The organism is Bradyrhizobium sp. STM 3843 (assembly GCF_000239815.1).
Taxonomy (GTDB): Bacteria; Pseudomonadota; Alphaproteobacteria; order Rhizobiales; family Xanthobacteraceae; genus Bradyrhizobium.
On the sequence record NZ_CAFK01000303.1, the window covers coordinates 53,192 to 66,939 of the forward strand.

The window sequence follows — 13,748 nt, forward strand, 5'->3', positions numbered from 1 at the left end:
ATTTGTTGCCATGACATAGCCTCAAAAAGGCCGCGGAGCGATTCGGCGCCTCGGATATTCCTTCAAGCGATCTCCGACGCCGAGGTCATCGTTCCATCAATTGCATCGAGCGGCGCACAATCTGGAGACGGCAGGGGCATGTCTGTTAGGAAGTCCGAGCCTGTTGGATCTGGAGCCTGCGAATCTTCTGGTGCCTGGGGTAAGATGACGCGTGCGACGGCGTCGCTGATTTGGAGTCGTAAATGACGCAGCCCGCGAAGGTCCAAGAACCCTCGATGGAGGAGATTCTGGCGTCGATCCGGCGGATCATCGCCGACGATGAAGCCAAGCCGCCGGCTGCCGAGAAGGCTGCTGCTGCGCCCGCGCCACCGCCAAAGGCTGAGAAGCCGGCGCCGGCGCCCAAGCCTGCGATGAGCGACATTCCTCCGTCAAAAATTCCGGCGGCTGTCGCTGCGGCTGGGAAAGCTGCTCCGCCGCCGCCCGCACCATCCCCGCCACCGGCGGCGCAGGCAAGCAACAACCAGGATGACATCGACGCATTGCTGGCGGGATTGGATGAGACGACTTCGGCCGAAGAGATTCGGCCTGCAGAGCCTGAACCCGAACCTGATGTACTTGAGTTGACGGACGATATGGCAGTGGCACCCCCGACCCCCGCTCCAAGCCCGGCCCCGGCTTCCTTCCGGAGGGTCGATCCGCAAGATGACATCGAGTTCGTCGAACGGGCGGCGAACCGGGTTACACCCGCATCGCCAGCATTCGAATCGGCTTTCGAGCCGGTGGTGCCAAAGCAGGCGATCCTGTCGACGACGACCGTCAACGCGGTGGAATCGGCGTTCAACGCCTTGGCCAATACGGTGCTCAGCAACAACGCGCGCACCCTGGAGGATCTCGTCAAGGAGATGCTGCGGCCAATGCTGAAAAGCTGGCTCGACGACAACCTGCCGGCGCTGGTCGAGCGCATCGTCAAGGCGGAAATCGAGCGGGTATCGCGCGGTCGTTGAGGACGGCCCGGGCGACATGCCCGTCCCGTGCGCCGGCCTCCCTGGCTCAGCTTGGTTCGCCCAAAACCACCTGAGACGCGGTGTTGACTTGATGCGCCGCGGCGGGTTTCTACCCATCTTCAAACTGGTGCCGCCGACGGGATGCCTCGCGATTGCGCGTGGCCGCCTCGGAAAACGCATCGGCTCGAAAAGAGCTTGAGAGTCATAAGCTTGCGGTAATCTTCTCAGATCCGGCCGGGATCCGGGCAGGGGGCTGCAAGGGTCCACGAATTTGGAAGGCCGGTTCTGTGCCGGCCGCGAACGCCATGATCGAGAAAAATTATCAGCCCGCCGACATCGAGGGCCGCATGTCCCTGGTCTGGGAGGACGCCCGTGCGTTTTCCGCAGGTCGCCCGGACCGCCGAGAGGCCGACCCATTCACCATCGTCATTCCGCCGCCGAATGTCACTGGCTCGCTGCATATGGGCCACGCGCTCAACAATACGCTGCAGGACATTCTGTGCCGCTTCGAACGCATGCGCGGCCGCGATGTGCTGTGGCAGCCCGGCACCGATCACGCCGGCATCGCGACGCAGATGGTGGTCGAACGGCAGCTGATGGAGCGGCAGCAGCCTGGGCGCCGCGAAATGGGTCGCGAGAAGTTCCTGGAGCGCGTCTGGCAGTGGAAGGACGAGAGCGGCGGGACCATCATCAACCAGCTCAAGCGGCTCGGCGCCTCCTGCGACTGGAGTCGCGAGCGCTTCACCATGGACGAGGGGCTGTCGAAGGCCGTCGTGAAGGTGTTCGTTGAGCTGCACCGTGCCGGCCTGATCTACAAGGACAAGCGGCTGGTCAATTGGGACCCCAAGCTGCTCACCGCGATCTCCGATCTTGAGGTGCAGCAGGTCGAGGTCAAGGGCAACCTCTGGTACCTGCGCTATCCGCTCGAGGGTAAGACCTTCAGCCCGGAGGATCCCACGAGCTTCATCGTGGTCGCCACCACCCGGCCGGAGACGATGCTCGGCGACACCGCAGTCGCGGTGCACCCCGAGGACGAGCGCTATCAGCACCTGATCGGCAAGCGCGTGATCCTGCCGCTGGTCGGACGCGAGATCCCGATCGTTGCCGACACCTATTCCGACCCGGACAAAGGGTCCGGCGCGGTCAAGGTGACGCCTGCGCATGACTTCAACGACTTCGAGATCGGCCGCCGCCACGGCCTGCCGCAGATCAGCGTGTTCGACAAGGAGGGCTGTCTCAACCTCGTCGACAACGAGGATTACCTGCGCGAACTGCCCGAGGCTTCGGAGGAGTTTGCCCGGGAGTTCCATGGGATCGAGCGGTTTGCGGCACGCAAGAAGATCGTCGAACGGCTGAAGAATTTCGGCTTCCTGGAACGCATCGAGCCGAACACGCATATGGTGCCGCACGGCGACCGCTCCGGCGTCGTGATCGAACCGTTCCTGACCGACCAATGGTATGTCGACGCCAAGACCCTGGCCCAGCCGGCGATCGCGGCGGTGAGGTCCGGCGCGACGACCTTCGTCCCGAAAAACTGGGAGAAGACCTATTTCGACTGGATGGAGAACATCCAGCCCTGGTGCATCTCGCGCCAGCTCTGGTGGGGCCACCAGATCCCGGCCTGGTACGGACCCGACGGCAAGGTGTTCGTCGCCGAGACCGAGGAGGAGGCGATCGGCCACGCCATCGGCTACTACGTCGAGCAGGAGGTCATCACGCCGGAGCAGGGCCGGGAGATGGCGCTCGACCGGAACAAGCGCGCCGGCTTCATCACGCGTGACGAAGACGTGCTCGACACCTGGTTCTCCTCGGCGCTGTGGCCGTTCTCGACGCTGGGCTGGCCGGACGATGTGCCCGAGGTGAAGCGCTATTACCCGACCAACGTGCTGGTCACCGGCTTCGACATCATCTTCTTCTGGGTCGCCCGCATGATGATGATGGGCCTGCACTTCATGGGCGAGGTGTCGTTCTCGACCGTCTACATCCACGCGCTCGTCCGCGACGAGAAGGGCGCCAAGATGTCGAAGTCGAAAGGCAACGTCATCGACCCGCTGGCTCTCATCGACGAATATGGCGCCGATGCGCTGCGGTTCACCTTGGCTGCGATGGCGGCGCAAGGCCGCGACATCAAGTTGTCCGCGAGCCGCGTCGAGGGCTATCGCAACTTCGCAACCAAGCTCTGGAACGCCTGCCGCTTCGCCGAGATGAACGACTGCGCGCTGCCGGAGGGCTTCGAGGCCGCCAAGGCCGAGGAGACGCTCAACCGCTGGATCGCGCATGAGACCGCGGCCGCGACCCGCGAGGTCACCGAGGCGATCGAGGCCTATCGCTTCAACGACGCGGCCGGCGCCATCTACCGCTTCGTCTGGAACGTCTATTGCGACTGGTACCTCGAACTCGCCAAGCCGGTGCTGACCGGGCCGGACAGCGCGGCGAAGGCCGAGACCCGGGCGATGGTGGCCTGGGCGCGCGATGAGATCCTCAAGCTGCTGCATCCCTTCATGCCCTTCATCACCGAGGCGCTGTGGGAGACCACCGCTGATCGCGACGGCCTGCTGACGCTCGCGCCCTGGCCGCACCGGGTCGATGTTCCCACCGTGGCGGAGATCGCCGCGCTGTCGGCGGCGAGTTTCGCCGATCCCCTGGTGCCGCCGATGGCGCCATCGCTCTTCGTGCCGTTCGACGCCTCGAGCTTCAAGGACGAGGCGGCGGAGGCGGAGATCGGCTGGGTGGTCGATCTCGTGACCGCAATCCGCTCGGTGCGTGCCGAGATGAACATCCCGCCGGCGACCTTGATGCCGCTCGTGCTCGTCGGTGCTTCCGCGGAGACTGGCGAGCGCGCGCCGCGCTGGACCGACGTCATCAAGCGCCTGGCGCGGCTCTCTGACATCAGCTTCGCCGATCGTGCACCGGAAGGCTCGGCCCAGCTGGTGGTGCGCGGCGAGGTTGCCGCTCTGCCGCTCAAGGGCGTCGTCGACCTCGCCGCCGAACGCACCCGGCTCGGCAAGGAGATTGCCAAGGCCGACGCCGATATCGAGCGTGTCGACAAGAAGCTCGGCAATCCGAACTTCGTCGCGAAGGCGGCCGAGGAGGTCGTCGAGGAAGAGCGGGAAAAGCGCGAGGCGGCCATCGCGCGCAAAGCCAAGCTCGAAGAGGCGCTGGGGCGGCTCGCCAGCGTGGGGTAACTGCTCGGCGCTGATCTGACGCTGTTTCCTCGCATTCCGCTGTCGTCCCGGCGAACGCCGGGACCCATACCGCGGAATGTTCGAAAGAGGCAGGCTGCCTGGTCGTCGTTCTTCGTCACCATAACTCCCTGTGGTTATGGGTCCCGGGTCGCGCTGCGCTTGCCCGGGACGACAGGTGAGGCCGGAAACGGCTTGCTCAGGAACCGCGAGCCCTTCAGTCCGTAGCGCCAGGGCAGCTCGACGGCCTTGGTGATGCCGATGCGGACGCCGCTGATCACCTCGACATCACTAGGCCGAGCGAACAGCTCGACCGGTGCGGCATCCAGCGGCAGGGCATTGTGGGCAATCGTGATCCCCATCGCCTCCGTCAGCTTACCGGGGCCGGAGCACAGCGCACGCACGTCCTCGATGCCGCGCCGCCGGCGCATCGCCTCGACGCCCATGGTCGGCTCGATCGCGCGGATCAGCACCGCGCTCGCTGATCCCTCCTTTTCGCAGACGAAGTTCACGCACCAATGGATGCCATAAGAGCGGTAGACATAGGCATAGCCCGGCGGCCCGAACATCACGGCATTGCGCGGCGTCTCGCCGCGAAACGAATGCGCGGCCGGCTCGGTGTGGTGATAGGCCTCCACCTCGACGATGATGCCGCCGACGCCGTCGACCAGGAAGGTCGTCCCGATCAGGTCCGGCGCCACCTCGTGCACGCTGCGCGCAAAGAAGGCACGCGTCAGCCGCTTTGCCTTGGGGGGATGCCTGGGCCGATGCCCGGACGGTGAAACTGCTGAGACGGGGGCCGGTTTTCGAGCCATTTTGAAGGGAATCAACCAGGATAAATACCGGGGGCGCTGCCCATATCTGCCATGTCCTGCTAGGTTGGGCGAGCTGGTTGCGGGGAACCGCGGTACGGAATAGCTAAGGCCGAACAGCCAATTGCAAGAATGTCCATGGTCACCATCGTCGATACGATCTCGAACACGCCGCTGCGCCCCCGTCACCCCGAAAAGGTGAACCGGCCGGATTCCGCTTCGCCCGCAAAGCCGGCCTGGATCCGGGTCAAGGCGCCGACCAGCCGCGGCTATGCCGACACCCGCAACATCGTGCGCGAGAACAAGCTCGTCACCGTGTGCGAGGAGGCCGGCTGCCCCAACATCGGCGAGTGCTGGGACAAGAAGCACGCGACCTTCATGATCATGGGCGACACCTGCACGCGCGCCTGTGCCTTCTGCAACGTCAAGACCGGCCTGCCGGATGCGCTGGATGCGAGCGAGCCGGAGCATGTGGCCGAGGCCACGTTCAAGCTTGGCTTGACCCATGTCGTCGTCACCTCGGTCGACCGCGATGATCTTGCCGACGGTGGCGCGGCACATATCGCCGCGACCATCCGCGCCATCCGCCAGAAATGCGCGACCACGACGATCGAGGTGCTGACGCCGGATTTCCTGCGCAAGGACGGCGCGCTCGAGCTCGTGGTCGCGGCCAAGCCCGACGTCTTCAACCACAATCTCGAAACCGTGCCGTCGCGCTATCTCTCGGTTCGGCCCGGCGCGCGCTATTTCCACTCGGTGCGGCTGTTGCAGCGGGTAAAGGAGCTCGATCCCACCATCTTCACCAAGTCCGGCATCATGGTCGGCCTGGGCGAAGAGCGCCACGAGGTGCTGCAGGTGATGGACGATCTGCGCTCGGCCGACGTCGACTTCCTGACCATCGGGCAATACCTGCAGCCGACCCGCAAGCATCACGCTGTGATGCGCTACGTCACGCCGGAGGAATTCTCCGGCTACGAGACCGTGGCCTACACCAAGGGCTTCCTGATGGTGTCTGCAAGCCCGCTGACGCGCTCGTCGCATCATGCCGGCGAGGATTTCGCCAAGCTGAAGGCAGCGCGCGCGGCGATCGCGCGCTGAGAGATCATGCCGAGATTTTCCAACAAGCGCTGCGTTCAGCATACCGCCGAGCAGATGTTCGATCTGGTGGCCGACGTCGAGCGCTATCCGCAATTCGTGCCGCTGTGCCAGTCGCTGGTCGTGCGTCAGCGCAGCGACAAGCCTGACGGCACGGAGATCATCGTCTGCGACATGACGGTGTCGTTCAAGCTGGTGAGAGAGACGTTTACCAGCCGCGTCACGCTGGACCGCGCCAACCGCAAGATCCTGGTCGAATATGTCAGCGGTCCGTTCTCCTCGCTGGAAAACCGCTGGAGTTTCGAGCCGCGCAACGGCGAGGCCTGCGAGGTCACCTTCTTCATCGCCTATGAGTTCAAGAGCCGCATGCTGGCGATACTGATGGGCTCGATGTTCGACACAGTGTTCGCGCGCCTGTCCTCAGCTTTCGAGAAGCGGGCCGACGCGATCTACGGCCGCAAGCCCGCGGTGTCGTCGACGTAAGCGGACCGGGGCTATCGCGTCATCCTCCGCCGTCGTCCCGCCTAGCTGCCTCGTCCTCCGCCGTCGTCCCCGCGAACGCGGGGACCCATAGCCACAGGTAGCAGTGTCGGGGCACATCAGTGGTTCCAGCTTGCGCCCACAACACCTCCCTGTGGCTATGGGTCCCGGGTCTGCGCTCGCTTTGCGAGCTTGCCCGGGACGACAGCAGCAGTTGACGCGCAAGCTTTTTCAACTTCGTCATTCCGGGCCGCGCGTCGCGCGAGCCCGGGAATCCATACGCACGATCGTGGTTATGGATTCCAGGCTCATCGCTTCGCGATGCCCCGGAATGACGGCGGTGAAGTTCGTCTCGTTCCTATCCACGTCTCAAACAGCAGTTATGAGTCCGCGATCTCGCAGCGCGGACGCCCGAGTCTTGCGCAGCTCACACCCTCGAAAAGCAGAAGAGGGCGGGGAATGCCGGGAGCTGGCCACTCCCATGGCCCGCCTGCATCAAGAAAAGCAGGCGGCAGTCACCACAGGTGCAGCCGAGACATCCCGGCATCCCCTGCGCGATGGTCTTCACGCTTATACGCAGTCTCCCTGGTGCGCCGGGCTTTTTGGCCACCATATCCGCGCGAAGCAAAGCTCCGTCGCGTCAGCGACAACACGCTTGCGCGCGTTGCGCTGGACACCAGCGTCGGGGTGTCAGGACGCTGCGATTTCACGTCCGCGTCATGCCGTTCGTCCGCGCGTCAAAGACGCGCTGCGGCATATCAGCGGCCACCGCTTGCCCGCCTCACGCGCCGTGACGATCGCGATGCGCCCCTCTTGCGAGGCGGGATGGCGCAGTCAAACACGAATTCTGAAAAAACGAAAGACAAATATTTCCGCCAGAGACCTTGAACCGGGCTTTCACGATGAGATCGCTCGGAAAATTGGTTTTTCGGCGCGCGGCGTTGTCAGGCCGTGGAAAGGCCCCAATGGATCGGATGGCCCGCGCACGCGCAACTGATTTGCCTCGACGCGCGATCGGCCTGATCGTCGCCTTGTTCCAGTTACAGACGCAACACGATCCGGACCGATCGAAACAATGCTGCAGCCGGGCGATCGGATAGTGGGCTCGAACGGAAGGAGCCAGCATGAGTCGTCTGCATCAGCGTGCCATCGTCATCGGGGCCGGCATGGGCGGATTGTCATCCGCCGGCGCGCTGTCACCTTACTTCGAGGAGATCATCGTTCTCGATCGCGACACGCTGCCGTCGTCAGCTGCGTCCCGCGCGGGGACACCGCAGGATCGGCATCCGCACGGCCTGTTGGCTGGCGGACTGCAGGCGCTCAATGCGCTGCTTCCGGGGTTCGAGCGCGCGCTCGCCGACGCGGGAGCGGTGCCGATCAACGGGTTCCGGGAAATCCAATTCGAACGGCCGGATGTCGGTCCGTTACCACGGCGCGATTGCGGCACCACCATCCTGTCAGCCTCGCGACCGCTGATCGAAGCAGTGCTGCGGCAACGGGTAGCCGCGCTCGCCAATGTCACCTTGCAATCGGATTGTCGTGTGACGGAACTGGTGGCGGATGGGGGGCGGCCATCGGCGCGTTTCGTGAGCGGCGACGGCGCCGTCTCGACCATCGAAGCTGATCTCGTGATCGACGCAAGTGGTCGCGGCGCGCTCACATTGGCGCTGCTCGACAAGCTTGGTTTGCCGCGGCCGGCGGAGACGGCGGTCGGCGTCGACATCAGCTATACGACAGCGCTCCTCCCGTGGCCTGCCGGGGAATCGCGCGACTGGGAGCTCGCGGCCACGCATGCCGACCCACCCGCGCTGACGACCGCCGCGATCCTGATGCCGACCGGGGAGGGCCGCTGCCTCGTCACCCTGAGCGAGCACCATGCGTCAACGCGCCCACAGACCTGGGACGAGATGCTTGCCGCGCTGCGCCGGGTCAAGACGCAGACGATCTATAACGCCGTCCGTCATCTCCCACCGCTCGAAGGCCTCAGACATTTCGTCCTCGATGAGAGTTGCTGGCGACATTTCGAGCGGCTGGAGCGATTGCCGGATGGCGTGCTTCCGATCGCCGACTCCCTGTGTCGCTTCAACCCCATCTATGGGCAGGGCATGACGGTGGCGGCGCTGCAAGCCAAGCTGCTGCGCGACAGTCTCGGCCGGCTCGCCGGCGAGGCGGACCCGATCGCAGCGCTGCAGAGGCAGTTCATGACTGAGGTCGGCCCGCTGCTCCTGGCGCCGTGGGGCATGGGCGTGAATGCTGACTTCGCCTATCCCGGCACGCGCGGCGAGCGTCCTGAACGATATGATGAGAGCCGGCAGTTCGAGGCGGCCCTGTTCCGGGCCGTGGTCGCCGATCCGGTGGTGCAGACGGCGTTCTCGGACGTCATCCAGCTCGTCAAGCCGTTCGAGCTGCTGCAGAGCCCGGACATCCAGCGGCGGATCGAGGCCCACGCGCAGCCGCCGGCTGATCGGATACAGGCGTCGGCCGGCTAGGTTGTGCTGCGGACGAGCTTGCTCATCGCCTGAGGCTGGCAGATATCGCAAAGCGCGGCGTCGCTATCGTCGTTGCGCGGTCCGTTGGATCGCGCGACGAAGCCTCGCGCAACTTGAAGCGTTCCCAGTGATGCGCAACGAATCGGCATCGGTCCCAACGGTTTGACCGCGCGCCACACCTGAATAGTTTGTGCGATACTCGCCAGATTAGAGAATGACAGACTGAGATCGGCGCGCTATAGAGCCGGCCATGATCACCGTCGCCACCCGCCGCTTTTGGCATTTTACGCACCGCAATTCGCTGGCGGCGGGAGGATCGTGCTGACTTAAGGTATTGCAGCAAGACATCCGAACAGCCGCCAGACCTGGCGGCTTTTTTTATGGCCGGCAGGTTCGTCGAAATCCCCAGGGAGCCCGCCGTGCCGCGCAAGACAGACGATCTCCGCATCGACGACGTCAAACAGCTGCGTCCGCCCGACCGCGTGACGCACGTTCGGGACCCTGTCAGCCCGCCTCGTGATCGCTCGAGATCATCGAGGTTGTCGAGGCCGGCGAAACCGGCCGCGATGATCTATCCATTTGTGAGGGCGGCTCGCGATGATGGCCACGTTCATCGGGAGACCGTGTCGATCCTGCGGATCTGGTGGGAGCGCTGGCGTGAGCGGCGCAGGTTCGCTCGCGAATTGCCATGGATGGCCGACGAGGTGCTGGAGGATTACGGCCTCACGCGAGAAGACGCGCGGCGGCTCTGTCGCCGTCCGTTCTGGCGCGCGTGAGCGGAACCTTCTCCTCCTATAAGTGCTCCAAGAGGGCCTTTCGAAACGCTAGTCACCGTTGTAGTCTGGTCAAATGACGACATTGCTGGATCGGGCCTTCAATATTGTCCGCCAGCTTCCGCCTGACGAGCAGGATGAGCTCGCGCGCGTGCTGTTGCAACTCGCGGGTCACGAACAGCCTCCGGTCACATTGACGCCGGAAGAAACAGCCTCGTTCCACGAATCGCTGTGCCAGGCCGACCGCCGACAGTTCGCGACCGACGACGAGATCCGGGCCATATATCGCATATAGGAAAATCCGGCCGACGATCTCTCCCGCGGCCGTCCTTCGAGACGCTCGCCTCCGGCGAGCTCCTCAGGACGAGGGCATGTTTTGCGGCAAAATGCCAACCCCTCATGGTGAGGGCGCGGCGAAGCCGCGCGTCTCGAACCATGAGGCCCCGAAGCACTACAGCCGTATGCGATTGTGCTACATCCCAAGGCGGGAGCACAATCGACCCATCCGCGCCTTCGTCGCCCGATCGTCAATCCCTTTCCTTACCTCATCTTCTACGAGGTCGCTGCCGACGAGGTCATCATTCATGGTGTGCGGCATGCGGCGCGCGGTTCTGTCGACCCATTTGAGGGCGGCGAGTAGGCGAACGCTATTTGCCGGTCAGATGCTCGGAGAAGAACCTGACCACCTCAGCATCGAACTCGCGATGGAACGCCGCGCGGTCGAAATCGGGCGGCGCATCAGCGCAGATACGCGGGACCGCCGCTGCGAGCTCAGCGGAGCAGGGCGCCAGGAACGCGAAGTGAGCGGCCGGCACGACGTGAATTTCGGGATGGCCGGGGAGGCCGGCGGTGACGCGCGCCGTGCCTTCGGGATCGACGCCATTGCCGCCGAGCTCCGAGCGCCAGACCTGTAGCGGGATTTTGATAGCAGCCAGATTGGCTTTGGTGAAGCCGACGGTGTGGGCCGCATCGGCAAAGACGGCAGCCTTGATCCTGTTGTCATGGGGCCAGGTCTTCGGGACGTCGCCTTTGCGGATCTGATCGCAGTACGGTCCCGGTTGGGTGCAGTATTGCGCCACCCTGTCGAAGTCCGGATCGACCCCCACCAGAACGGTCCCGGTGTAGCCGCCACGGGAGAAGCCGAAAAAGCCGATGCGGTCGGGATCAACCGCGGCCTTGTCCTTCCAGTCGTTCAGCATGAAGTCGATCAGGCGCTCGATGTCCTGCGGTCGCGATAACCAGACCGACAGACTGTCGCGCTGAGATGAATCGTCGACGGTGTCGCCGGGATGATTGATCCCCGCGACGATGAACCCGGCATCCGCGAGCGCTTCCGCGACATCATGGTGGCCGCCGACCCAGCCGCCGCGGCCGTGCGAGATGATCACCAGCGGCAGCTTGGTGCCCTTGATCGGACAGTCCTTGACGCCCGGCAGCGTCTCCAGTCCGGGCACGGCGAGGCTGCCGAGCGGCACGCTCGCAGGCGCGGTCGCGCAAGGCGTCCAGATGATGCCGTGGAGCTTCGGATCGGACTCGAGCAGCTGAAGGCCGGCGGTGCGGGCGGGCGAGGCGAGGCAAATCAACGTCAGGGCGAGTGCCCCGAATGTCCTGTGCAGCAAAATGGCCCCCATCGGGTAAAGCAATCGGAGACTAGGAAGGACAGAACTATGTCGAGAAAAGGCTTTGTCGCGCCTGAGAATGCGTAATGCAGCTCAAAGTAGCTGTGATCCGCCGAGTCGGAGCGTTTGCTTTGGAGCTTTGGTCACGTCTGATTATTTGCCCAAGATGACGTGAGAGAAACGCTTTTCTGGAAAAAATTTGGGTGCCAGTCAAAAAAATCGCAAAATGCTCCTCTGAGATTAGAACGCTCCGAATTCGAGTTGTGAGCGGAAATTGTGGGCAGGCTGTACATGTCTCCTGCCATGATGATTCGAACCGATTAGGCAAATGCCCGTGGTTCGAGGACGAATTCATCCATCCAGCCCGCGAATTTGTAATATATGGATCATCACGTTTTTTTCGCGGAGAACACGTGATGTCGACGCCCAAGATTGAAATCGCCTTTTGGGGATGTCGTGTCAGCGCCCAAGGTGCAATTGGCATCATCGCCGCCATTGGCGTCATGGCTATGCTGCTGGCCGTCTATCGCTTCTAATCGGCCGCGCGTTCTCGTGCGGAAACCTGGCGCCATTGGCTCGCCCCACGTCTACCAAAGGATTCGATTGCGAGGCGTGATAGCGCCGAAGCAATCCAGGATCGTTGTTGTGGCAGGACTGGATTGCTTCGCTGCGCTCGCAAACGACGCCGTGGCGCGGCTACGCATACGTTACTGGCTAAGTCCGCGGCGGCCGCGGCCGCTTCACCGGATGCAGGCGCGGGCTGCGCGCGACGCGCGGGCGAAGGCGTGTCGCGGCTGCGCGCTTCGGTTTGACCGCCGTTTGCGGCCGGGCCAGTTCCATCAACATGCGCAAGGCTTCGACCACTGAGCGGACGCGCACGGCGCTGCGGCCGATCGCGCCGAAGCGCTGCTCGCGGTTGATGATGCGGCCGTCGCGGGCCGCGCAGGCAAAATGCACCAGCCCGACCGGCTTGCCCGGTGTGGCGCCGCCGGGGCCGGCGATGCCGGTGATGGCGACAGCGAGATCGACATCGGCACGCTCGAGCGCCCCGACCGCCATCTGGATCGCGGTTTCTTTCGAGACCGCGCCGAAGGTCTGCAATGTCGAGGCGTTGACGCCGAGCATCGCGCGCTTGGCCTCGTTGGAATAGGTGACGAAGCCGCGGTCGACCACGTCGGAGGAGCCGGGAATCTCGGTCAGCGCCGCGGCGACCAGGCCGCCGGTGCAGGACTCCGCGGTCGCGATCGTCAGCTTGCGCGAGCGGCAGAGATCGAGCAGGGCGCGGGCGAGAGCGCTGGTGGACACTGTTTGACGTTCGCTTGCCATGTCCCTGTTGTCCTCATGCGAACGTCAGACCGAACTCTCCGCAGGCGTCGCTTCAGTCACCACGATACGGACTCCAGGGCAGGCGGATGGTGGCGCTCGCGGTGGCAGCGATGCCTTCCTCGCGGCCGGTGAAGCCGAGCTTCTCGCTGGTGGTCGCCTTCACCGCGACCCGCGAAATGTCGACGCCCGAGATCTCGGCAATCCGCGCCCGCATCTGGTCGCGCAAGGGGCCGATCTTCGGCCGCTCGCAGATCATCGTCACTTCGAGATTGGCGATCCGGCCGCCGCGTGCGGTAACGCGCTCGACGGCGTATTTCAGAAACTGGTCGGAGGAGGCGCCCTTCCACTTCATGTCTGACGGCGGGAAGTGCGAGCCGATGTCGCCGTCGGCCAACGCGCCTAAAATTGCGTCAACCAGAGCGTGCAAGCCGACGTCACCATCCGAATGAGCCAGGAAGCCCTTGCTATGCGGCACGCGCAGGCCGCAGAGCCAGACGTGATCGCCCGGGCCGAACGCGTGCACGTCGTAGCCCGTTCCGGTCCTGATGTCGCCGAGCGCAGCGGCAAGCCGTGCCTCCTCGCGCACGAAATCCTCTGGTGTCGTCAGCTTCATGTTGGCAACATCGCCCTCGAAGGTCGCAACCGTCAATCCCGCCCATTCGGCAATCGCCGCATCATCTGTGAACTCGTTGAGTCCATCGCGCGCGGCGCGGCGATGCGCCTCCAGAATCAACTCGAACTTGAACGTCTGTGGCGTCTGCGCGATCCGCAGTTTCGCGCGCTCCGGTGTCGCAGTGATGTCGCCGGTTTCGCCGACCTGCTTGACCGTGTCATTGACCGGGATCACAGGGATCGCGGCGCCGGTCTTATCAGCCGCGACGATCGCGCGCGAGATCACCGCGCCCGAGACAAAGGGGCGCGCGGCATCATGGATCAGCACGATCTCGGGCCGGTGCGGCGCCAGCGCC

At 64.3% G+C, this 13,748-nt stretch carries 11 protein-coding genes; 7 read left to right on the forward strand and 4 right to left on the reverse strand.

Features of this window, described 5'->3' with window-relative positions; all coding sequences use genetic code 11:
* The first annotated feature begins 242 nt into the window (after positions 1–242).
* Both BRAS3843_RS32420 and BRAS3843_RS32425 read left to right on the forward strand, forming a co-directional pair.
* Complete coding sequence (locus BRAS3843_RS32420) at positions 243–1,004, forward strand: DUF2497 domain-containing protein (RefSeq protein WP_008973442.1); 762 nt, start codon at positions 243–245, stop codon at positions 1,002–1,004.
* A 305-nt stretch (positions 1,005–1,309) separates the two neighbouring features.
* Entirely contained in the window at positions 1,310–4,189 is a 2,880-nt protein-coding gene (locus BRAS3843_RS32425) for a valine--tRNA ligase (protein WP_008973443.1), read from the forward strand.
* 134 nt (positions 4,190–4,323) lie between these two features.
* On the opposite strand, the gene BRAS3843_RS32430 is transcribed toward BRAS3843_RS32425, so the two are convergent.
* Complete coding sequence (locus BRAS3843_RS32430; protein WP_083841480.1) at positions 4,324–5,001, reverse strand: DNA-3-methyladenine glycosylase; 678 nt, start codon at positions 4,999–5,001, stop codon at positions 4,324–4,326.
* 135 nt (positions 5,002–5,136) lie between these two features.
* On the opposite strand from BRAS3843_RS32430, the gene lipA reads away from it, so the two are divergent.
* From lipA to BRAS3843_RS41055, 5 genes are all read left to right on the forward strand, one after another.
* The gene (lipA, locus tag BRAS3843_RS32435) at positions 5,137–6,096 is read left to right on the forward strand and encodes a lipoyl synthase (RefSeq protein ID WP_008973445.1); all 960 of its coding nucleotides are present in this window, start codon (positions 5,137–5,139) and stop codon (positions 6,094–6,096) included.
* A 6-nt stretch (positions 6,097–6,102) separates the two neighbouring features.
* On the forward strand, positions 6,103–6,576 hold the full coding sequence (locus BRAS3843_RS32440; protein WP_008973446.1) for a type II toxin-antitoxin system RatA family toxin: 474 nt from the start codon (positions 6,103–6,105) through the stop codon (positions 6,574–6,576).
* Between the two features lie 478 nt (positions 6,577–7,054).
* Complete coding sequence (locus BRAS3843_RS41755) at positions 7,055–7,570, forward strand: hypothetical protein (protein WP_175361174.1); 516 nt, start codon at positions 7,055–7,057, stop codon at positions 7,568–7,570.
* Between the two features lie 127 nt (positions 7,571–7,697).
* Complete coding sequence (locus BRAS3843_RS32450; RefSeq protein WP_008973448.1) at positions 7,698–9,062, forward strand: FAD-dependent monooxygenase; 1,365 nt, start codon at positions 7,698–7,700, stop codon at positions 9,060–9,062.
* A gap of 566 nt (positions 9,063–9,628) precedes the next feature.
* Positions 9,629–9,838 carry a DUF1127 domain-containing protein gene (locus BRAS3843_RS41055; protein WP_244425531.1) on the forward strand — a complete coding sequence of 70 codons (210 nt, stop codon included), beginning with the start codon at positions 9,629–9,631 and terminating at the stop codon, positions 9,836–9,838.
* Positions 9,839–10,482: 644 nt separating this feature from the next.
* Here BRAS3843_RS41055 and BRAS3843_RS32470 read toward each other — a convergent pair.
* The 3 genes from BRAS3843_RS32470 to ispF form a co-directional block, all read right to left on the reverse strand.
* Positions 10,483–11,466: a dienelactone hydrolase family protein gene (locus tag BRAS3843_RS32470; protein ID WP_008973452.1), complete on the reverse strand. Its 984-nt coding sequence runs from the start codon at positions 11,464–11,466 to the stop codon at positions 10,483–10,485.
* Between the two features lie 702 nt (positions 11,467–12,168).
* Entirely contained in the window at positions 12,169–12,780 is a 612-nt protein-coding gene (locus tag BRAS3843_RS32475) for a CinA family protein (RefSeq protein WP_008973453.1), read from the reverse strand.
* A 52-nt stretch (positions 12,781–12,832) separates the two neighbouring features.
* The coding region (gene ispF, locus BRAS3843_RS32480) for a 2-C-methyl-D-erythritol 2,4-cyclodiphosphate synthase (protein WP_035983548.1) at positions 12,833–13,748 on the reverse strand (916 nt) is incomplete at its 5' end.

Bases quoted from the DNA above. Each gene is read 5' to 3' on its own strand.
- BRAS3843_RS32475 (WP_008973453.1), bottom strand. From the start codon at position 12,780: ATGGCAAGCGAACGTCAAACAGTGTCCACCAGCGCTCTCGCCCGCGCC.
- BRAS3843_RS32450 (WP_008973448.1), top strand. From the start codon at position 7,698: ATGAGTCGTCTGCATCAGCGTGCCATCGTCATCGGGGCCGGCATGGGC.
- BRAS3843_RS32425 (WP_008973443.1), top strand. From the start codon at position 1,310: ATGATCGAGAAAAATTATCAGCCCGCCGACATCGAGGGCCGCATGTCC.
- BRAS3843_RS41755 (WP_175361174.1), top strand. From the start codon at position 7,055: ATGGCCCGCCTGCATCAAGAAAAGCAGGCGGCAGTCACCACAGGTGCA.
- lipA (WP_008973445.1), top strand. From the start codon at position 5,137: ATGGTCACCATCGTCGATACGATCTCGAACACGCCGCTGCGCCCCCGT.
- BRAS3843_RS32430 (WP_083841480.1), bottom strand. From the start codon at position 5,001: ATGGCTCGAAAACCGGCCCCCGTCTCAGCAGTTTCACCGTCCGGGCAT.
- BRAS3843_RS41055 (WP_244425531.1), top strand. From the start codon at position 9,629: ATGATCTATCCATTTGTGAGGGCGGCTCGCGATGATGGCCACGTTCAT.
- BRAS3843_RS32440 (WP_008973446.1), top strand. From the start codon at position 6,103: ATGCCGAGATTTTCCAACAAGCGCTGCGTTCAGCATACCGCCGAGCAG.
- BRAS3843_RS32470 (WP_008973452.1), bottom strand. From the start codon at position 11,466: ATGGGGGCCATTTTGCTGCACAGGACATTCGGGGCACTCGCCCTGACG.
- BRAS3843_RS32420 (WP_008973442.1), top strand. From the start codon at position 243: ATGACGCAGCCCGCGAAGGTCCAAGAACCCTCGATGGAGGAGATTCTG.